Here is a 19,293-nt window from a genome sequence, read left to right as displayed (position 1 = left end):
GCGACGATATTAACGTTGATGCCGGCCGGATTAAGCCGCCGTGACCTACCGCTGAAGGCAGCGATGATAACCGATATTTTTAACAGCAAACCACCCGGCATTGCATTTAACAATCAGAGAGGTTTCAGGCGCTTGTTGACCACAAGTTGCGCTTGATTAATGCGTCGAAAGAGGTTAATGATTTTTTCTGTCACCGCGATTAAAGAACGTTCGTTCAGGCGCTATACCGCTGAGCGTCAGTATGCGCGGGCCTCCGCCTAGTCACATGCGACTCGCAAGCCGATTCGAGCGGCGTCCGATACACTCACGCAGGCAAGCGGCGATGCATTATGCGCATAAACAACCGAGGTCCGGCGAGATCACTTGTTAATGTGGAACTTGCTCCTACAGATTCAGAGAAACATTACTTCGATTTGCGCGACGCAACTGTAAGACGACCGGATTTTTCACCGCTTGAGCGTTATGCATTTACCCGGACATAATCGTCGACGCCTCGCGTTCGCGGAATTATTCAATCGCTGCGGTCGCTCGCATCGTCAGATAGCCATCGTGATCTTTTGCCCATAGGTCGATCGATTTTCCATCCGCCGCGGGCGCGCCGCACACCGTGAAAGCCTGGCCCGAAAACGTCGGGCGAAGCGCCTTGAACGCAAAGCTCTGCAGCGTTGCATCGGGTCGCTCGCGGCGAACGAGATCGACCAGCAGCGTGGCAATCAACGGCCCGTGGACCACGAGGCCAGGATAAGCCTCGACTTGCGTCGCGTAGGGATAGTCGTAGTGAATGCGATGGCTGTTGAAGGTGAGCGCCGAATAGCGAAACAGCATGACGGGATCGGCTTCGATAATGCGGTTCCAACGTTCGCCCTGCGGCGCGAGTTGCGGCTGCTGAGGCCGCGCGTCTGCTAGCGGTGCGTCGCGGTAGACGATGTCGTGCTCTTCTTCAAGCCTCAGTTCGCCGCCGACTTCAATCGAGTGCTGCACCGTGACGAACACGAGTCGCCCCGAGCGACCGGTCTTGTCTTCAATGTTCGCAATGGTCGACGTACGCGTGGCGCGCTCACCCACTTTCAGCGGCGCATGAAAAGTGATGCGCCCGCCGGCCCACATGCGGCGCGGCAGCGGCACCGGCGGCAGAAAATCGCCGCGCTTAGGATGACCGTCCGGCCCAGTTTCGGACATTGGCGCAATCGGTAAGAAGTAAAGCCAGTGCCAAAGCGGCGGAACGGTATCGCCGCTTTGTTCGCGATCCAGCGTCGCGGCGAGAGCCGCGAGCGGAAACGCGGTAATGAGATCTTTGGCGACTCGCTCGGTGCCGAGCCAATCATCGAGTTTCTGGTGGTAATCCGACATGGACAAGCCTCCGGTGGAGCGACCAATTGACAGCACCTACTATGAACGACACGACGCGCTTCGCAAAGGTTATCGTTGGGCGGCGTCACTTTTTCCTGCTCGCAACTCACCGTTTTGCCGGACACATCGCCGGTTGATCCGTGCGCCTTCAACCTAGGGGAATTGCAGCGCAAGAGTCGGAGTGCGCGGCCTGAAAGACGCGCTTACACTCAATCATCGTTCGAAAATCGCTGAGGGAGACTCTGATGAATACGGTGGCGAAAAATGTCCGCGCCCAATCGCCGGAACAGGATCGAAAAACTGAATCGAAGCCGTTGCAGAGCCGCAATCATGCAAGTTCACTGACGGCGCGCATCGAGACGACTGATTGGTTTCACGTCGAAGAAGAACTGAACGGCTATGGCTGCGCGATGCTGCACGGGCTGCTTGACGCGCGCGAATGCGATGCCCTCACTGCGCTGTATCCCCGAGAGGACTTGTACCGCAGTCGCGTAGTGATGGCGCGGCATGGCTTCGGCCGTGGCGAATACAAGTATTTCTCGTATCCGTTGCCGCCGCTGATCGCACAGTTGCGCCGCGAGTTGTATCCGCATCTCGTGCCGGTGGCGAATCGTTGGAACGAGGTGATGGACATCGGCATCCGCTATCCGGGCGCACACACCGAGTTTATCGAACGCTGCCACGCTGCGGGCCAGACGCGCCCGACACCCCTAATGCTGCAGTACATGACCGACGACTATAACTGTCTGCATCAGGATCTTTACGGCGAGCACGTGTTTCCGCTACAGGTTGCAATTCTGCTGTCGGAACCCGGCGAGGATTTCACCGGCGGCGAATTCGTGATGACCGAGCAGCGTCCGCGAATGCAGTCACGCGCGGAAGTCGTGCCGCTGCGCAAGGGAGATGCCGTGGTGTTCGCGGTTCATCATCGGCCGGTGCAAGGCACGCGTGGTGTATATCGCGTGAATTTGCGGCACGGAGTGAGCCGTTTGAGATCGGGACAGAGGCATACGTTGGGAGTTATTTTTCATGATGCGATGGCGTCGTCGTCCGATGGCGTGGTCAATATGTAGTTGTTGAGCGTGCTCGCGATTGGCGGCGGTGACAGGGCCAAAAAATCACACCCGACAATTCCCAGCCCGTGTCATACCACCGCGCGCGCTCAACACCCACAGCCTTAACCACTCACGCAGCCAGCCGCTCAGCGCAAGCCGCCAGAAGACCTCAAGCCGACCGGGTCGCTGTGCGATTCCCGACACGCATGAACGCACTCCGCTCGACGATCGCGCCGAACAGCAGCCCGATCGTCGCCCACATGATCGCCTGCATGCCGAGTGCAGCCACACGGAATTTCCACAGCAGCGCCGCGGGAAAACCGGCCGGCGTTTCGTCGATCACGGGCATCGACATCTGCACCGCGGCAATGATGGCGATGAACACAAGTCCGGCCACGATCGAGCCGTTCCATGCGCCAAGTTTCATTGCCGCGCGGCGCCGGACCTTCAGCGAAAAAACCATCGCGGTCAGCGAGATGGCGATCATCAGAAAAAACAGGCCTGTGCGCGTTCCGATTGTCTCCGGGTCGCCGACCGCTGGCGGGTTCGCCGGATACTTGATGTTGGGAACGATCACCAGTGCGACGAAAGCGCCGAGGGCAAGCCACGCCGACAACGCACGCGCGCTCATCGCCCCCACTCGTCCGTACGCATAGGCAAACACCAGAGAGAACAGTCCGCCGAATGCCGCGCCGTAGGTCACTACGCCGGTCAGCAATCCCAATCCGGCTTGCGTATCGCGACTGACCAACTCCTGCTCATGCGCTTGCTCGTGCGCGTCCGCACCCGCAGCCGCACCGGCGTGCTCATGCTCATGCATTGCGCCGGCTCCGTCCCCGGCATTCTCTTCGAAGGCTATCGCCTGATTGACCTGCGGCTCGCCCGCCACTCGCGCAAACGCGAACGTGAGCAGCCCCGCGGCGATGCCTGCAAGCATCCCGCGCAACAACAACTTACCGACCATGTTCTGCTCCGTTAGTGGCAGGGAAAGCCGAGCAGATGGCGGCCGTCGTGCACGAACTCATGCACGTACATGCCAGGCACTAAAGACGTGGCGCCCTGTTCCGCACCGACGAAATACAGCGCGAGCAGCAGCAGCAATCCTCCGAACACGGCCCAAGGCAGCAGTTCACGCAACGGAATCGGCGTGGGCTGAATGGCGGGCTGGCCGGCGGAATCGAAAACAGCTTCAGTCATGATGGACATCTCCTGGGGTAGCGCGCCCCGTAGTCGATTGCAGAGGAATGATGCGAAGCTCAGGTCTGGCTTTCGGCTTGTGATGCCGATTACAGTGGCGCGACCGCGCCGGGCTTTCACCGGCTTCCGCGCTTCGCAGTGCGGCTATTCTACGCGCTAAACTTCCGCGCCAGCTATCACACAGCGACACGAGCGCATATTGACGGGAACTCAAAAATGAACCTGCGGCTGTTACTGGTCAGCCATGCGCCAACCGCGGCCATGCGCGCGGGCCGCTTTCCCGCCGACGATCCGCTCGACGCTCGCGGCCTCGGCGAGGCGCAAGCAGCGCGAGTGCGCCTGTCGTTTGCCGACAATGCAAGCGCATTCGTCAGCCCCGCCGCCTGCGCGCGCGAAACGGCCTTGGCGCTCGGCCTCGCTGCGAAGGTGGACACCGCGCTTTCGGATGTCGACTACGGCACGTGGCGCGGCCAACGCCTCAACGATCTTGCCGCGCACGCGCCAGACGCACTGGCAGCCTGGACGCACGACCCCGACGCCGCCCCTCACGGCGGCGAATCGTTCAGCCAGGTGGTGAAGCGGATCGGCGAATGGCTCGACGCAATAGACGTCGCGCCGGATGGCGCGTCGCACGCCGTCCACGATGTGGTCGCCGTGACGCATGCGCCGCTGGTCCGCGCGGCGATCGTCCATGTGTTGGGCACATCGCCAGCGGTGTTTTCGTGCATTGAAATCCCACCGCTCGCGGTCGTCGAACTGCAGCGCTCGCAACGACGGGGCTGGACATGGCGGCCGACGTCGTCGTGACCTTGCCGGAACAACCAAGGCTTATTCGTCCGATACCGACAGCCGCGCCGCCCACACGAACTGACACGGCGCTGATCACGCTTTCCGCCGCCGCACACGCGCCAACCACGGTCTTTTCGCAATAGGCATGCAACTTGCATTCTGGCGATACCGGCTGACGGACCAGGCCAATTATTCGATGCTATAACCACGCTATGTCAAAAGACGCTGCCACTCACAAGCCTACCCGCCTTTGCTCAGGAATCGAGGGAATCGATAACATCCTGGGAGGCGGCCTCACCCCACACCGCATGTACCTGGTGGAGGGCGCGCCGGGAACGGGTAAAACCACCCTGGCGTTGCAATTTTTACTTCAGGGCGCTGAGGAAGGCCAGGCAGGTCTGTACATTACGCTCTCCGAGACTCGTTCGGAGCTCATCTCGGTAGCTGACAGCCACGGCTGGGATTTGAGCCAGTTCCATATCCTGGAACTGGTCTCCGACGAAGGTCTGGATCCGCAATTCGAGCAGACGGTGCTGCATCCGGCTGAGGTCGAACTCGGCGAAACGGTGCGAAACGTCATCCAGCAGGTCGACGAGATCAAGCCTGTGCGGATCGTGCTCGACAGTCTGTCCGAGTTGCGCCTGCTTTCGCAGAACGCACTGCGCTACCGGCGGCAAATCCTCGCGTTGAAACGCTATTTCGCCACGCGCGCATGCACGGTCTTGCTGCTCGACGACAATACGTCCGACCCGGGCGACGTGCAATTGCACAGCATCGCTCACGGCGTGATCGCGCTCGACAACGTCGTGCACGACTACGGCGGCAATCGCCGGCGCTTGCGCATTGCCAAGATGCGCGGCATCAAGTTCCGCGAGGGATACCACGACTTCACGCTCGACACCGGCGGCATCCATGTCTATCCGCGCCTCGTCGCGGCCGAACATCACGCCAAATTCGATACACATGTGGTGAGCACGGGCACTGGAGGCCTCGACGCGCTGCTGGGCGGCGGACTGATACCCGGCACCAACGCGCTCCTGATCGGCCCTTCGGGTGTCGGCAAGACCACCACCGTGGTTTCGTGCCTGATTGCGGCTCTCGAACGTGGCGAACGCTGTGTCTACTATGTCTTCGACGAAACGCTGGTCACCCTTGTCGCGCGTTGCGCGACGGTCGGCATGAATCTGCAGCCCTATGTGGACAACGGACTATTGACGCTGCGTCAGATCGATCCCGCCGAGATCTCGCCCGGCGAGTTCGCGAGCGACGTTCGCACCTCCGTCGAGAAAAGAGGCGTGAAATATGTGGCGATCGACAGTCTCAACGCTTACCTGCAAGCAATGCCCGGTGAGCGCTATCTGCTGTTGCAGATGCACGAACTGCTCGGGTATCTGAACCAGCAAGGCGTCATGACGATGCTCGTGCTGGGACAGCACGGGATTATCGGCGAGGTTCAGAGCGATATCGATATCAGCTACCTGAGCGACGTCGTCATTCTGTTCCGCTATTTCGAACACCACGGCGAAGTGCTGACCGCTGTGACGGCGGTAAAGAGCCGCGCTAACGCCCATGAACGCTCGATCCGCCAGTTCCGGCTCACGAGCCGCGGCGTCGAAGTGGGTGAAGCGCTGCGCGACTTCGAAGGCGTGCTTTCGGGCTTGCCGTCTTATCGCGGCACCACGGCGCTACTTGGCTCGACGGAGCGTGTCATCGACACGTCGCGGCAGTAACGTCATGGAGCAACGGGTCCTGATTCTCGCGCCTTTTGGCCGCGACGCCGATGTTATTGCCGAGGTCCTGCACAAGGATCAACGTCTATGCGTGCCGTGCCGCGACGCGGACGCCCTCACCGAGGCGCTCGACGCCGGCGCGGGTAGCGCGCTCATCGCTGAAGAAGCGCTCGCCGGCGAGCATGCAACGCGTCTATTCCGTTGGCTGGAGCAGCAGCCGGCGTGGTCCGACTTTCCGTTCATTCTGCTTGCGGCCACGCGCGTGGGGCATCGCTCTGCGCGCGGGATCGAAGTGCTGGAGCGCCTGGGCAACGTGGTCGTGCTGGAACGTCCGCTGAACTCCGAGACGCTGCGCCGCGCGGTGGCCTCGGCGCTGCGCGCCCGTGCGCGGCAATATGAATCGCGCCGCCATCTGGCTGAGCGGATCGAAGCGCAGGAAGCGCTGGTGCAACTGAACGACTCGCTCGAAGGCCGCATCGCCGAACGTACGCATGAGCTCGCTTCAGCCAACAACCGGCTGATGATGGAAATTCACGAGCGCGCGAAAGTGCAGGCCGTGCTCGTTCAATCGCAGAAGATGGAAGCGCTCGGGCAACTCACCGGCGGCATCGCACACGACTTCAACAATCTGCTGAACGTCATCATGGTCAACTCGGAACTGATCTCCCGGGTGAGCAGTGACGAGCGCATTCGCGGCATGGCGGCCACGGTCAAGCGCGCAACCGAACGCGGCGCGAAACTGACCGGCCAGTTGCTGACGTTCTCGCGCAATAGCAACCTCGATCTGAAGGCCGTCGACGTCGTCGCGTTGCTGCAAGGCATGCGCGACATCATCACCGTGTCGCTGGGATCGGGTATCAGCTACAGCAACGACTTCGAAAGCGACGAGATGTGGACGCAGGCCGACGCCAATCAGCTGGAACTGGCCGTGCTCAACCTCGCGATCAACGCGCGCGACGCAATGCCCGGCGGCGGCCAGCTCAGTGTCCGCGTGAAGCAGCGCACAGCGCCCGATCAGACGCTTGCCGAAGGCCGCTATGTCGTGATCGAAGTCACCGATACCGGCTCGGGCATACCGCCCGACATCGTGTCGCGCGTGTTCGATCCATTCTTCACGACGAAGCCGATCGGCAAAGGGACGGGACTGGGCCTCAGCCAGGTGTACGGCATCGCGCGGCAAGCCGGCGGCACCGCGAGACTCTTCAGCGAAGAAGGCGCCGGTACGACGGTCGAGGTGTGGTTGCCGCTACGCGACCCCGTCGCGCCGCAGGCTGCGGAGGCGTCCAATATCGAAGCGAACGCCGTGGGCGAAAAGCGCGTGCTGGTGATCGAAGACGACAGCGAAGTACGCGCCATGCTCGTCGAGTCGCTGAAAATGCTCGGCTACCACGTGACGGAAGCCGCTGACGGGCGAGCCGGACTCAACCGACTGCGGGACGACAACCCCGACCTGCTGATGGTCGACTTCGCGATGCCGGGCATGAACGGCATCGACGTGATCGCCGAGGCGCGCAAGATGCGCAGCGATTTGCCGGTGATTCTCGCAACCGGTTATGCCGACATCGACATCTCCGGTCTTGCGGTAGAACGCTGCACGGTACTGCGCAAACCTTTTCAGCTCGACGATCTCGCGAGGACGATCAGACTCGGACTGGTCGCGTGAAGCTCGTGCGTCGCCATGCGCCGCTAAAAATTCCAATTCGATAGTTTGCTAACGATTGTTTTGGAAATACAATACCGGCCATGACGAATCTCGACGCCTTACGCCGCAAAGTGAGCAGCACACTCGTGATCGCTGCCAGAAAGTGGCGGCGCACGAGTCATGGCGTGCTGTCCGCGTTCAACGTCTCCGAGGCCTGCGCCACGCCGCTGTTCACCGCGAGCCGGCTCGGCGAGGCGGTTCGTCAGGTCACGCTGGCCGATTACATCGGCATCGAAGGACCATCGCTCGTGCGCCTTCTGGACCAACTGTGTGCCGCGGGCCTGATGCGTCGCGACGAAGATCCCGAAGACCGCCGCGCTAAAACGGTGGTGCTGACAAAAGCGGGCCGCGCGGTGACCGAGAAAATGGAAGAAGAACTGGTCACACTGCGCGCGCAGGCGCTCAAAGGCGTTTCACGCAGCGACCTCGAAGCAACCTTGCGCGTGCTTGCCGCGTTCACAGCCGATTCCGCGGAAGAGTCCGAAAGCGCCAGTGCCACGAAGTCGACGCGGTCCACGAGCCCGGCCAAAAATACAGGCCGCCCCAGCCGCACAACTGCGCCACGCAACGTCAACAGATCGGCGTAACGCGTCATGATCTACCCCTCCGTTCGCGACTGGCTGTTCTCGGTCAAGACGTTTGCCGCCGCGATGATCGCGCTGTACATCGGCCTGGCGCTCCAGTTGCCGCGGCCCTACTGGGCAATGGCGACCGTCTATATCGTGTCGAATCCGTTCGTCGGCGCAACGCGTTCCAAGGCAATCTATCGCGCGCTCGGCACCGCGCTCGGCGCGTCGGCGGCTGTACTGCTCGTGCCGCCCTTCGTCGAATCTCCGTATCTGTTCAGCGTGATTCTCGCGCTATGGGTCGGCACGCTGCTCTATCTCGCCGTATCGGACCGGACTGCGCGCAGCTACGTGTTCCTGCTCGCGAGCTATACGATGCCGATCATCGCGCTGCCCGCGGTCACGAATCCGGCCGGCGTGTTCGATCTTGCCGTTAGCCGCACAGAAGAGATCACTCTCGGCATCGTGTGCGCAAGCATCGTGGGCAGCGTGCTGTTTCCGAGCCGGCTCGCGCCGACCATCATCGAACGGACCGACGCCTGGTTTCGCGACGCCGCGTTCTACGCGACCGAAACGCTGTCGGGCCGCATCGCGGGCACGGCGATTTCCGCCGCGCGGCAGCGGCTCGCGACCACCATCAATGGCCTGGAATTGCTGTTGAGCCAACTGGCCTACGACCACACACGCCCCGACATTCTCACGCGCGCGCAGGAACTCCGCGGACGCATGCAATTGCTGCTACCTATCATGTCGTCGCTCGCCGATCCGCTCCTCGCGCTGTATAACAGTGGCAGTCACAAGTGGCCGGACGGTCTCGAGGCGCTGCTCGCCGACGTGATCAAGTGGTTCAACGCGCCTCTGCCGGCAGCCAGCGCGGGCTATCATCCGGACGCCGCGGCAGATGCGCTGCGTGAGCGCATCGCGGCGATGCAGCCACCGCCCGCCGCGCTCGCGACATGGGACGGCGCATTGCTGTCGAATGCGTTATGGCGCATGAGGCAGGTCATCGACGTATGGCAGGACTGCCGCTCGCTGCGCATCATCATCACGCGTGAAGAGGGCTCATGGCGGCCTCGTTTTCGTCACTGGCGGCTCGGCGGCACCGAGCGCTTCTACGATCGCGGCATGATGTTGTTCTCCACCGGCTCGGCAGCCGCGGCTGTCATTCTCGCGTGCAGTCTGTGGATCGAATCGGGTTGGGCAGACGGCGCCAGCGCCGTGACACTTGCCGCGGTAGCCTGCTGCTTTTTTGCCGCGCTCGACGAACCCGCGCCAATGGTCTTCCGCTTTTTCGTCGCTACGGCTATCGCCGTGGTGGCGGCAGGCGTCTATCTGTTCGCGGTACTGCCGCACGTGCATGACTTTCCGATGCTGGTGGTTCTCTTCGCCGCGCCGTTCATTCTCGTGGGCACGCTGATTCCGCGCCCGCAGTTCAACCTGGCCACGGTGCTCGTCGCCGTGAACACCGCCACGTTCATCAGCATTCAGGACGCGTACGACGCCAACTTTCTGACCTTCCTGAACAGCAATTTCGCGGGCCTCGCGGGGCTGCTGTATGCGTATCTGTGGACACGGGTCACGCGCCCGTTCGGCGCGGAACTTGCGGCAGCGCGCCTGTTGCGTTCGAGCTGGACCGACGTTGCGTTAACCGCGTCCACGCGGACAATTGAAGACCCGCGCAATCACGCGGCCCGCATGCTCGACCGTTTGATGCAATTGATCCCGCGGCTTGCGGCGACCGATGACCATCGCCATCCGTCCATCGAAAGCTTTCGCGACCTGCGCATTGCGTTCAATGCACTCGATCTGCGACGTCTCACGCGTAAGCTCGGCGGCGAAGCGCCCGCTGCGATCGACCGCGCGCTCGACGGCGTGCGCGCCTATTATGAAAACTGCGTGAACCGTCGCTCGCGTGAACCGGTGCCGGACAGCCTGATGTCGTCGATCGATTCGGCTGTAGCGCGCGTCATTGCACAAGGGCTCGCCAATGCCGGCGCGCCGGGCGCGAACTCGCAGGCTTCGGCACGTCATTTGCGCGAAGCGCTTCATGCGCTTGTCGGCTTGCGTCTTTCGCTATTTCCAGCCACGCTGCAAACACCCACGCCGCCCGCAACTGAGGCGAACGCGTAATGCCGCCGCTCAACACTCTGCTCCCTTCCCGCGATGATCGGTGAAATAGATATCTTCGGCGTGTTCGTGCCGGCCGTGCTCGTGCTGATGCTGGTCGCCTATCTGATCAACCTCGCCATTCGCACGGCGCTCGCGCGCGTCGGCTTTTACCGCTTCGTGTGGCATCGCTCCATTTTCGACCTCGGCATCTATGTGCTGGTGCTGGGCCTTGTCGTCGTCGTTTCGCACAGACTCGTTTCGTGAAATCAACGTGAAAAAAACCTGGTTCTCCGTCGGTCAGATCGTGCTGACCCTGATCGTCGTCGTGGCCGCGGCACTCGTGCTGTGGAAGCTGGTCGACTACTACATGTTCGCGCCGTGGACCCGCGACGGGCACGTGCGCGCCGACGTGATCCAGGTCGCGCCGGACGTGTCGGGGCTGATCTCATCGGTTCAAGTGGTGGACAACCAGCAGGTCAGGCAAGGGCAGGTGCTGTTCGTCATCGACCAGGCGCGTTACACGCTCGCGCTGCGTCAGGCCCAGGCCACCGCGCAGCAACGTCGCGCCACGCTCGATCAGGCGCGCCGCGAGGACGTACGCAATCGCAAACTCGGCAATCTGGTCGCCGCCGAAGTCGCGGAAGAAAGCCGCTCGCGCGTGGACCAGGCGGAAGCGGCGCTCGCGGACGCGAACGTCGCGATCGACACCGCAAAACTGAACCTGCAACGCGCGACGATCATGAGCCCGGTGGACGGTTACCTGAACGACCGCGCGCCGCGTGCAGGCGAATTCGTTGCCGCCGGGCGGGCGGTGGTTTCGGTTGTCGATATGCATTCGTTTCGTGTCGACGGCTACTTCGAGGAAACGAAGTTGGGCGGTATCGACATCGGCCAGCCGGTTGACATCAACGTGATGGGCGAGCCGCATTTGCTGCGCGGCCACGTGCAAAGCATCGTCGCGGGCATTGAAGATCGCGACCGCACGCAAGGCTCCAATCTGCTGCCGAACGTGAATCCCGCCTTCAGTTGGGTACGTCTCGCGCAGCGCATTCCGGTGCGCGTCGCGCTCGATGAAGTGCCCGCAGACTTCCGCATGATCGCCGGGCGTACTGCTACCGTGTCGGTGCGCGACCTGGCGAATGCGCGCGCTTCGCATGTCACGGGAGCGTCGAGCGCATCCGCCGCAATGCCTGCGAGTGCCGCGGCCACTTCGGGCGCCTCGCAATGAAACTGCCGCGCACCGTGCCGTTTCTGCGTTCGCTCGGGCTGCCGCGACCGCAATTGCAACGACAACTGCGGCTGTTGCCGCTGTTGCCGCTGTTGCCATTACTGCCGCTGCTGCCTTTGACGGCGGCGCTCAACGGCTGCATGAACGTCGGCCCCAACTACTCGCTGCCGAAAGACGCACTCGTCAACGCGCCGCTCGCGAATGCGCAGATCGAGGGCGCGGACGCAACGCTCACCTCACGCGGCAACGTGCCGGCTGTGTGGTGGAAACTGTACGACGATCCCGTGCTGAACGGTCTCGTCGACCAAGCGCTTCAATCGAACACCGACTTGCGCGTGGCCGCCGCCAATCTCGCGCGCTCGCGCGAGGCGCTAGGCGTCGCGCAGGCGCAGGGCGGGTTTTCCGGCAACGCCTCGGCGGTGATCGAACGCGCGCAGGAATCGGCCGAAAAATACTTGCTGACTGAAAAACTGCCGGTCGTGAATGAAGGCGACATCGGAATCAGCGTTGCGTACGAAATCGATCTGTTCGGCAAGCTTCGGCGCGGCGTGGAAGCGGCGCAAGCCGACACCGAGGCCGTGCAGGCCGCGGCCGATCTCGCGCGAATCACGGTGGTCGCCGACGTGGTGCGCGCCTACGTCGAACAATGCTCGGCGGCCGAGGAACTGGAAATCGCGCAGCAGTCGCTCGCATTGCAGAGACAACGCGTGGATGTATCGCGCCGTCTGCGCGATGCCGGCCGTGGCAATCAAACAGAAGTGACGCGCGGCCAGACGCAGGTCGATACGTTGTTCGCGGATATTCCGCGCTACACCGCGCGCCGCAAGATTGCCCAGTACCGGCTCGCGGCTTTGCTCGCGCGTGCGCCGTCGGACCTGCCGCCCGCGGTTCTCGCTTGCGAAAAGCTGCCGCAGATCCGTCAGCCGATTCCGGTGGGCGACGGCGCAGCGCTGCTCAAGCGTCGACCCGATGTGCGCGAGGCCGAGCGTCAGCTAGCGGCATCCACGGCGCGCATTGGCGTCGCTACCGGCGCGCTGTACCCGACGGTGAGCATCGGCGCATCGGCGGGTGTGACGGGCGTTCTGGAAGACCTCGGCACTTCGCCGACCGCGCGCTGGGGTTTCGGTCCTCTGATCAGCTGGACGTTCCCGGCGAACGGTGCGCGTGGCCGCGTACGCGAAGCGCAGGCGTCGAGTCAGGTCGCGCTCGCGCGCTTCGACGGCGTCGTGCTGACCGCATTGCGCGAAACCGAAACGAGCCTCGCCACCTATGCCTCCGACTACGCTCGCGCTGACGCATTGCGCGCCGCGCTGCAGTCGGCGACGCAATCCGCTGACGAAACGCATCGGCTCTATCGCGCGGGCCGCGAGTCGTTCATCTCGGATCTGGACGCCACCCGCACGCTAACGTCGACGAAATCTCAGGTGGCGGTCGCGGAAGGTCAGGTGGCCATTGACCAGGTCAATCTGTTCCTTGCTCTCGGCGGCGGCTGGGAGGAGACACAGGCAGCGGCACCCCGTGTGCCGCCATCATCGGGGGCGACGCCCGTCAGATCACAGCAGGCAACCCCGGTGACCCAAGCTCCGTAATACCGACGCTCAAGCTTACGATTTATTTTTGGCGACATTTCTTTTGCCTTTCAATTGCGGTTAAATACGTGCCACCAACCACAACACGTTACGAGGCCAAGCTATGTCGTCGTTCATGAAAAGCGCAGCAGCACTGGGCGGATGCATTGGCATCTTCACGGCCGTCGTGGCCGTGGTCGAGTTGCTGGCAGGCTAACTCCATCGCCCACGAAGCGCCGGCTATTACACAGGCCGGCGCTTCGCCGCTTCGTGAATCGCGGCGCGCACGCGGGGATACGTGCCACAGCGACATACGATGTTGCTCATTGCCGCGTCGATGTCGGCGTCAGTCGGGCGCGGCTTCTGTTTCAGCAGCGCGCAGGCGGCCATCAGCTGCGCGCTCTGGCAATAGCCGCATTGCACCACATCGAGATCGATCCAGGCGGCCCTCAACGCTTGCGCCTCGGCGCCTTGCATCCCTTCAATGGTCGTTATCTTCTGTGTATTCAGGGTCGACATGGGCGTCTGACACGACAGGCACGGCTTGTCGTTCAGGTGCACCGTGCACGCCCCGCAAATGCCGACACCGCAGCCGAACTTGGTGCCGGTCATGCCGAGTTCGCAACGCAGCACCCACAATAGCGGCATATCGGGCTCCGCTTGCACTGCCACCGCGCGGCCGTTGATGTTCAGCGATCGCATGCGTGTCTCCCGCGTTACGTGAGCTTCAAGGGCAATGTGCGCAGCCGCTTGCCGGTCAGCGCGAACACCGCGTTTGCTACGGCGGGCGCGACCGGCGGCACACCCGGTTCGCCGACACCCTGCGGATGCAGGCGACTCGGCATGATGTCGGTTTCGATTACCGGGCAATCGTTGATCCGCACCACCGGAAAGTCGACGAAGTTCTTCTGTTCCACTTGCCCATTCACAATCGTGATCTCGTCCTGCAATGCAGCGGACAGACCGAATACGATTCCGCTCTCCATCTGCTGACGAATCAGACCAGGGTTCACAGGCAAGCCGCAATCGATCACACACACCACGCGATGCACGCGGATTCGCCCGCGCGGCCCGATCGACACTTCCGCGACTTGCGCCACCACACTGCCGAACGCCTCGTGAAGCGCGACGCCGCGCGCACGCGGCGCGCCATCGGCGGCATGGGTCAACGGCTCGTGCCAGTCCGACAACGCGGCCACACGCTGCAGCACCGCCAGATGCCTCGGGTGCTGCGCCAGTAGCGCCGCGCGAAACGCCACGGGATCCTGACCTGCGGCGGCAGCGAGTTCGTCGGTGAAGCTCTCGGTGAAGAAGGCTTGATGCGAGTGCCCGACCGAGCGCCAGAAACCGACAGGCACCGGCAATTCCACGATCTTGTGCGCCACTCGCACGACGGGCCACTCGTATGGCTGATCGAATGCGCCTTCAGAAGTGGTTTTGTCGATCGGAATGCGCGGCACGCCGTAATAGCGCGAGAGCGCTTCGGGCACGATCGCCTGACTCGCGGATGCGCTGTGCCACGCAATCAGTTTGCCGTTGTTGTCGAGGCCGGCCCTCAACCGGGCAACGCATGCCGGCCTGTAGAAATCATGCGTGAAGTCTTGCGCGCGCGACCACAACGTTTGAACGGGATGGCCGTCCGCCTCGCGTGCAATCACCGCGGCCTGTGCAATGTAATCGAGTTCGAGACGCCGCCCGAACGCGCCGCCCAGCAACTGCGCATGCACGGTGACCTTGTCGTCGTCGATATGCAAAACCTTGGCTACGTGATGCCGCGCGAGCGCCGGCACTTGCGTCGACACCCATACGGTCGCCGCGCCGTCCGCGACCTGCACCGTGCAATTGAGCGGTTCGACTGCGCCGTGCGCGAGATACGGCGCGTGATATTCGGCGCTGACGGTGTGGGCCGCGCGGCTCAATGCGTCGTTAATGTCGCCGCGATGGTAGTACGCGTGGCCGTCGCCGTCGTCGAGTGCAAGCGCAAGGCGGTGCTCCACTTCCGCGCTCGACAGCGATGCCGCGGCGCCGTGCTTCCACGTTACGTTGATGGCGTCGACCGCGTTCATCGCGCGAAACGGGTTGTTTGCAATCACCGCAACGCCGCCCGTGCCGCCGTTATACGGCGGGAAGGCGAGAGCCTTGATGCAGCCCGGCATTTTCGCCGCCGACGCCGCGTCAAAGCTCGCGACCGTGCCGCCGAGCGTGGGACACATGACGACGCTCGCGTAGAGCAGGCCGTCGGGCAACGCGTCAATGCCGAAACGCGCGGTGCCGTTCAGCTTCGAAGCGGCCTCGATACGAGGCAGCGGCTTGCCGATCAGCTTGAAACCAGCGGGGTCTTTCAACGTGACCTTGTGGGGCAAAGCTTGCTGAGCCGCCATCGACGACAACTCGCCAAAGCTCGCCTTACGACCCGACGGATGACTCACGTATCCGCCCTGCGCGACGCACTCGCCGGCCGGCACGTGCCATTGCGCCGCCGCAGCCGCGATCAGCATCGCGCGCGCCGAGGCGCCCGCTTCACGCATCGGCGTCCACAGGTCGTTAATGCTCGATGATCCGCCCGTCATCATCGTGCCGGTCTCGCGCATCAGTTTGCGCGTGTACCAGACGATCGTGCGCTTCGTGATGCTGTCGTGATCGGGACGAAACGGCAGATCGTCAATGACGCTCTGCACGCTGTTGTAGATGTTGTCGATCGGCGCGTCTTCGACTCGCACGCGCGACCAGTCGGCGTCCAGTTCTTCCGCGAGGACCATCGCGAGGCCGGTATGGATGCCCTGGCCCATTTCCGCTTTGCACATCATGATCGTGACGGTATTGTCCGACGCGATCTTGACCCAGCCGTTGAGCGCCGCTTGCGTGCCCTCGACGGGCAGCGGCGCGGCGGTGGTGAGACGTTGCCGCGCGGGCAGCACAGACCAGCCGACCAGCAACGCGCCGAATGCACCCGCGCCGCCAACAAGGAAGGTTCTGCGCTTCATGACGATTGCCTATCCGCTTGCCGCCGGTAACAAGCTGTGAAGGCGCCACTTCGCGCCCTGCGTTCCCCGCAATAGTAGTAAGACGGGGAAGCGGGCGCGAACTTAAATTCGTCGGATGAAGCGATGGAGGCGCCGACTCGCGGCTTTCGTCATGGCAAGGGATTGGCCGGGAGTCGTGGGGTGCTTCATTAATTGTGGGTGACCGGTGGCGACTTGGGGCGGGGCCGCCCCATAGCCAACCACCTCACCGCCTGTTCGAACCTGACACCACATCGATCCAGACGGCCAGCACGAGAATGCTGCCTTTCACGATCATCTGCCAATAGGCGTCGACGTCGAGCATCGACATGCCGTTGTCGAGGCTTGCCATCACGAGCGCGCCGATCAACGCGCCGTACACTGTGCCGGAACCGCCGCGCATCGACGTGCCGCCGATAAAGCACGCCGCAATCGCGTCGAGTTCGCCCATCGAGCCCGCCGATGGCGAACCTGCCGCCAGCCGCGCCGTATTCACGATCCCCGCGAACGCGCACATCAGGCCCATCAACGCGAAAATAGCCAGCTTTACGCGATTCGTGTTGACGCCGGAAAGACGCGTCGCCTCGAGGTTCGATCCGACCGCGTAGATGCGTCGTCCGAACACGGTCTGCGTGGCAATCCACGTAAAAATGCCGAGTAGCGCAAGCAGCAACAGAACGGGCACCGGAATGCCGCCGTAACGATCGAGCGTCGCAACGAAGCCCGCCAGGATCACACCTGCGCCGATCACCTTTGCGACGTCCTGCCAGACCGGCACCACGCTCAACTGGTATCGCTCGCGATTGCGGCGCTGACGCAGGGTCAGAAACGCGAGCAGTACGAACAACACCACGGCGAGCGTGTCGCCTGCAAGCGTCGGCAAATACCCTTGCCCGACGAACACAAACCCGTCGGACACCGGCGCGATGGTCGAGCCGCCCGTCACGCCGAGGAGAATGCCGCGATAGGCGAGCATGCCGCCCAGGCCGACAATGAACGAAGGTACGCGCCGGTATGTGGACCACCATCCGTTGAAAACGCCGACGAGCACGCCGAGCAGCATCACCACCGGCAACGTGACGCCTATCGGCCAATGGCGGTTCACGTCGAGTATTGCTGCCACGCCGCCGAGCAAACCGAGCAACGAACCCACCGACAGATCGATCTCGCCCGCAATGATCACGAAGACCATGCCGCATGCAAGCATGCCGGTAATCGACATTTGCCGCAGCAGGTTCGACAGATTGCGCGGCGTCACGAAGGCGCCATGCGTTAGAACCGAAAAGAAAATCCAGATCGCGGCCACGGCGATCAGCAACGCGAGAATCTTGTAACGCGCGAACAGTTGCTGGATACGCTGTGAGCCGCCGAATGCGCCTCGCGGCGCGGTATCGTCGGCGCGTTGTGAAGTAACGTCGGGCGTCATGCGGCACTCGCTGCGGTTGGGTTCGGGACTCGCTGCACGGGACGGATAGCGGCGCTGAGAATGTCTTCCTGCGTGAGGCCGTCGTTGACGAAGTCGCCACGCAACTCGCCCTCGCCGATCACCAGCACACGATCGCTGATGCCGAGTACTTCCGGCAATTCGGACGACACCATCACGATCGACATGCCGCGCTGCGCCAGTTGAAAGATGAGTTTGTAGATTTCGAATTTAGCGCCGACATCCACTCCGCGCGTGGGTTCGTCGAGGATCAGTACTTTTGGGTCGGTCAGCAGCATTCGTGTGAGTACCGCCTTTTGCTGATTGCCGCCCGAAAGACTCGCGATCGACAACATCGGATGCGCGGCGCGCACGGAGAGCCGCTTCATTTCCGTGTGAATCGTGTCGAGTTCGGCGGCTGAATCGATACGTCCTCCAGAAGAAAAGCGCTGCAGAACCGCGAGCGTAATGTTGTGGCCGACACTTAAACCAGGCACGATGCCATGCCGCTTCCGGTCTTCAGGCACCATGCCGATGCCCGCGCGAATCGCGTCGATCGGCGCGCGGATCTTCACGGTCTTGCCTTCCATTACAACCGTCGCCTCGCTCACGCCAGGATAAGCGCCGAAGATCGCCTGCATCAATTCCGTGCGACCAGCGCCGACCAGACCTGCCACGCCGAGAATCTCGCCGCGCCGCAGTTCGAACGACACATCGCTTACGCGCTTGCGGCGCGGATTCGTTACGTCGAAACAGGTTACGTTGCGTGCTTCGAAAATGACCTCGCCTATCGGATGCGGCTCGCGGGGAAACAGGTTCTTGATCTCCCGGCCGACCATCAACGAAATAATGCGGTCCGTGGTGAGCGCGTGCATTGGTTCGGTGGCGACATGCCGTCCGTCGCGAATCACGCTGATCGTGTCGCAAACCGCGGCGACCTCGTCGAGCTTGTGCGAGATGTAGACGCAGGCCACGCCGCGCCGCTTCAGATCGCGCACGATGTCGAGCAAAATCGCAATCTCGGACGAAGTTAGCGAAGAGGACGGTTCATCGAGAATGAGCAGCTTCGCCTGCTTGTTCAGCGCCTTGGCAATCTCGATCAACTGCTGATGGCCGCCGCCATAATTCATGACGGGCTGCGCCGCGTTGATTCCGCTAATGCCGAGTTCGCGCAGCAATTCGTCAGCGCGCTGGTACATCGCCGCATAGTTCATGCGGCCTCCCGGCAACGTCATTTCATTGCCGAGAAAGATGTTCTCCGCTACCGACAACTCGGGCACCAGCATCAACTCCTGGTGAATGATGATGATGCCCGCGCGTTCGGTGTCGCGTATGCTCGTTGCCTTGAGCGGCTTGCCTTCCCAGGTTATTTCGCCATCCCAGGTACCGTGCGGATACACGCCGGACAGTACTTTCATCAGCGTGGATTTGCCTGCGCCGTTCTCGCCGCACAAGCCGACGCACTCGCCCGGCGAGACCGTCAGGTCGATGCCGTCGAGTGCTTTCACACCTGAAAACGCTTTGACGATGCCGCGCATCGTCAGTAACGGTTGCGTCATTCGCTATGCCTCGCT

At 62.5% G+C, this 19,293-nt stretch carries 16 protein-coding genes and 1 riboswitch; of the genes, 9 read left to right on the top strand and 7 right to left on the bottom strand.

Going from position 1 to position 19,293, the window contains the following annotated elements; all coding sequences use genetic code 11:
* Window positions 1–507: 507 nt before the first annotated feature.
* On the bottom strand, window positions 508–1,350 hold the full coding sequence (locus tag ACTJLB_RS15925) for an FAS1-like dehydratase domain-containing protein (RefSeq protein WP_440783811.1): 843 nt from the start codon (window positions 1,348–1,350) through the stop codon (window positions 508–510).
* Between the two features lie 245 nt (window positions 1,351–1,595).
* On the opposite strand from ACTJLB_RS15925, the gene ACTJLB_RS15920 reads away from it, so the two are divergent.
* Complete coding sequence (locus ACTJLB_RS15920; protein ID WP_440783810.1) at window positions 1,596–2,423, top strand: 2OG-Fe(II) oxygenase; 828 nt, start codon at window positions 1,596–1,598, stop codon at window positions 2,421–2,423.
* 151 nt (window positions 2,424–2,574) lie between these two features.
* Here ACTJLB_RS15920 and ACTJLB_RS15915 read toward each other — a convergent pair whose 3' ends face one another.
* Together ACTJLB_RS15915 and ACTJLB_RS15910 are read right to left on the bottom strand one after the other, a co-directional pair.
* Window positions 2,575–3,369: a CbtA family protein gene (locus ACTJLB_RS15915; RefSeq protein WP_440783809.1), complete on the bottom strand. Its 795-nt coding sequence runs from the start codon at window positions 3,367–3,369 to the stop codon at window positions 2,575–2,577.
* A gap of 11 nt (window positions 3,370–3,380) precedes the next feature.
* Window positions 3,381–3,602 (bottom strand): CbtB domain-containing protein, encoded by a 222-nt coding sequence (locus ACTJLB_RS15910; protein ID WP_020068943.1) that lies wholly within the window; start codon window positions 3,600–3,602, stop codon window positions 3,381–3,383.
* Between the two features lie 51 nt (window positions 3,603–3,653).
* Window positions 3,654–3,740: riboswitch (adenosylcobalamin (AdoCbl) riboswitch) on the bottom strand.
* A 78-nt stretch (window positions 3,741–3,818) separates the two neighbouring features.
* Here ACTJLB_RS15910 and ACTJLB_RS15905 point away from each other — a divergent pair.
* The 8 genes from ACTJLB_RS15905 to ACTJLB_RS15870 all read left to right on the top strand — a co-directional run bounded on the left by ACTJLB_RS15905 (window position 3,819) and on the right by ACTJLB_RS15870 (window position 13,315).
* On the top strand, window positions 3,819–4,409 hold the full coding sequence (locus ACTJLB_RS15905; protein ID WP_087753130.1) for a histidine phosphatase family protein: 591 nt from the start codon (window positions 3,819–3,821) through the stop codon (window positions 4,407–4,409).
* Between the two features lie 194 nt (window positions 4,410–4,603).
* Complete coding sequence (locus ACTJLB_RS15900) at window positions 4,604–6,121, top strand: ATPase domain-containing protein (protein WP_087753129.1); 1,518 nt, start codon at window positions 4,604–4,606, stop codon at window positions 6,119–6,121.
* A 4-nt stretch (window positions 6,122–6,125) separates the two neighbouring features.
* Entirely contained in the window at window positions 6,126–7,784 is a 1,659-nt protein-coding gene (locus ACTJLB_RS15895) for an ATP-binding protein (protein ID WP_020068940.1), read from the top strand.
* 80 nt (window positions 7,785–7,864) lie between these two features.
* Window positions 7,865–8,410: a MarR family winged helix-turn-helix transcriptional regulator gene (locus ACTJLB_RS15890; protein WP_440783808.1), complete on the top strand. Its 546-nt coding sequence runs from the start codon at window positions 7,865–7,867 to the stop codon at window positions 8,408–8,410.
* A 6-nt stretch (window positions 8,411–8,416) separates the two neighbouring features.
* The gene (locus ACTJLB_RS15885; protein WP_087753127.1) at window positions 8,417–10,519 is read left to right on the top strand and encodes an FUSC family protein; all 2,103 of its coding nucleotides are present in this window, start codon (window positions 8,417–8,419) and stop codon (window positions 10,517–10,519) included.
* Between the two features lie 33 nt (window positions 10,520–10,552).
* Window positions 10,553–10,762, top strand: coding sequence for a DUF1656 domain-containing protein (locus ACTJLB_RS15880; RefSeq protein WP_020068937.1), 210 nt, complete (start codon window positions 10,553–10,555; stop codon window positions 10,760–10,762).
* 7 nt (window positions 10,763–10,769) lie between these two features.
* Complete coding sequence (locus tag ACTJLB_RS15875) at window positions 10,770–11,726, top strand: HlyD family secretion protein (protein ID WP_310070605.1); 957 nt, start codon at window positions 10,770–10,772, stop codon at window positions 11,724–11,726.
* Window positions 11,723–13,315 carry an efflux transporter outer membrane subunit gene (locus ACTJLB_RS15870; protein WP_256972098.1) on the top strand — a complete coding sequence of 531 codons (1,593 nt, stop codon included), beginning with the start codon at window positions 11,723–11,725 and terminating at the stop codon, window positions 13,313–13,315. Before ACTJLB_RS15875 ends, ACTJLB_RS15870 begins: the two co-directional genes overlap by 4 nt.
* A 222-nt stretch (window positions 13,316–13,537) precedes the next feature.
* Here the strand turns inward: ACTJLB_RS15870 and ACTJLB_RS15865 are convergent, their stop codons facing one another.
* The 4 genes from ACTJLB_RS15865 to xylG all read right to left on the bottom strand — a co-directional run bounded on the left by ACTJLB_RS15865 (window position 13,538) and on the right by xylG (window position 19,278).
* Window positions 13,538–13,996 carry a (2Fe-2S)-binding protein gene (locus ACTJLB_RS15865; RefSeq protein ID WP_020068933.1) on the bottom strand — a complete coding sequence of 153 codons (459 nt, stop codon included), beginning with the start codon at window positions 13,994–13,996 and terminating at the stop codon, window positions 13,538–13,540.
* A gap of 14 nt (window positions 13,997–14,010) precedes the next feature.
* Window positions 14,011–16,278 (bottom strand): molybdopterin cofactor-binding domain-containing protein, encoded by a 2,268-nt coding sequence (locus ACTJLB_RS15860; RefSeq protein WP_440783807.1) that lies wholly within the window; start codon window positions 16,276–16,278, stop codon window positions 14,011–14,013.
* 244 nt (window positions 16,279–16,522) lie between these two features.
* Window positions 16,523–17,722 carry a sugar ABC transporter permease gene (locus ACTJLB_RS15855; RefSeq protein WP_027778052.1) on the bottom strand — a complete coding sequence of 400 codons (1,200 nt, stop codon included), beginning with the start codon at window positions 17,720–17,722 and terminating at the stop codon, window positions 16,523–16,525.
* Complete coding sequence (gene xylG, locus ACTJLB_RS15850) at window positions 17,719–19,278, bottom strand: D-xylose ABC transporter ATP-binding protein (protein ID WP_408130317.1); 1,560 nt, start codon at window positions 19,276–19,278, stop codon at window positions 17,719–17,721. Before xylG ends, ACTJLB_RS15855 begins: the two co-directional genes overlap by 4 nt.
* Window positions 19,279–19,293: the final 15 nt, after the last annotated feature.

The organism is Paraburkholderia sp. 22098 (assembly GCF_052045935.1).
GTDB lineage: Bacteria > Pseudomonadota > Gammaproteobacteria > Burkholderiales > Burkholderiaceae > Paraburkholderia > Paraburkholderia caledonica.
This window is presented reverse-complemented; position numbering and strand designations above follow the sequence as displayed.

What these genes read in the sequence shown, in the direction of transcription:
- ACTJLB_RS15890 (WP_440783808.1), top strand. Translation starts at nt 7,865, where the DNA reads ATGACGAATCTCGACGCCTTACGCCGCAAAGTGAGCAGCACACTCGTG.
- ACTJLB_RS15920 (WP_440783810.1), top strand. Translation starts at nt 1,596, where the DNA reads ATGAATACGGTGGCGAAAAATGTCCGCGCCCAATCGCCGGAACAGGAT.
- ACTJLB_RS15925 (WP_440783811.1), bottom strand. Translation starts at nt 1,350, where the DNA reads ATGTCGGATTACCACCAGAAACTCGATGATTGGCTCGGCACCGAGCGA.
- ACTJLB_RS15915 (WP_440783809.1), bottom strand. Translation starts at nt 3,369, where the DNA reads ATGGTCGGTAAGTTGTTGTTGCGCGGGATGCTTGCAGGCATCGCCGCG.
- ACTJLB_RS15905 (WP_087753130.1), top strand. Translation starts at nt 3,819, where the DNA reads ATGAACCTGCGGCTGTTACTGGTCAGCCATGCGCCAACCGCGGCCATG.
- ACTJLB_RS15910 (WP_020068943.1), bottom strand. Translation starts at nt 3,602, where the DNA reads ATGACTGAAGCTGTTTTCGATTCCGCCGGCCAGCCCGCCATTCAGCCC.
- ACTJLB_RS15860 (WP_440783807.1), bottom strand. Translation starts at nt 16,278, where the DNA reads ATGAAGCGCAGAACCTTCCTTGTTGGCGGCGCGGGTGCATTCGGCGCG.
- ACTJLB_RS15865 (WP_020068933.1), bottom strand. Translation starts at nt 13,996, where the DNA reads ATGCGATCGCTGAACATCAACGGCCGCGCGGTGGCAGTGCAAGCGGAG.
- ACTJLB_RS15880 (WP_020068937.1), top strand. Translation starts at nt 10,553, where the DNA reads ATGATCGGTGAAATAGATATCTTCGGCGTGTTCGTGCCGGCCGTGCTC.
- xylG (WP_408130317.1), bottom strand. Translation starts at nt 19,278, where the DNA reads ATGACGCAACCGTTACTGACGATGCGCGGCATCGTCAAAGCGTTTTCA.
- ACTJLB_RS15870 (WP_256972098.1), top strand. Translation starts at nt 11,723, where the DNA reads ATGAAACTGCCGCGCACCGTGCCGTTTCTGCGTTCGCTCGGGCTGCCG.
- ACTJLB_RS15855 (WP_027778052.1), bottom strand. Translation starts at nt 17,722, where the DNA reads ATGACGCCCGACGTTACTTCACAACGCGCCGACGATACCGCGCCGCGA.
- ACTJLB_RS15895 (WP_020068940.1), top strand. Translation starts at nt 6,126, where the DNA reads ATGGAGCAACGGGTCCTGATTCTCGCGCCTTTTGGCCGCGACGCCGAT.
- ACTJLB_RS15900 (WP_087753129.1), top strand. Translation starts at nt 4,604, where the DNA reads ATGTCAAAAGACGCTGCCACTCACAAGCCTACCCGCCTTTGCTCAGGA.
- ACTJLB_RS15885 (WP_087753127.1), top strand. Translation starts at nt 8,417, where the DNA reads ATGATCTACCCCTCCGTTCGCGACTGGCTGTTCTCGGTCAAGACGTTT.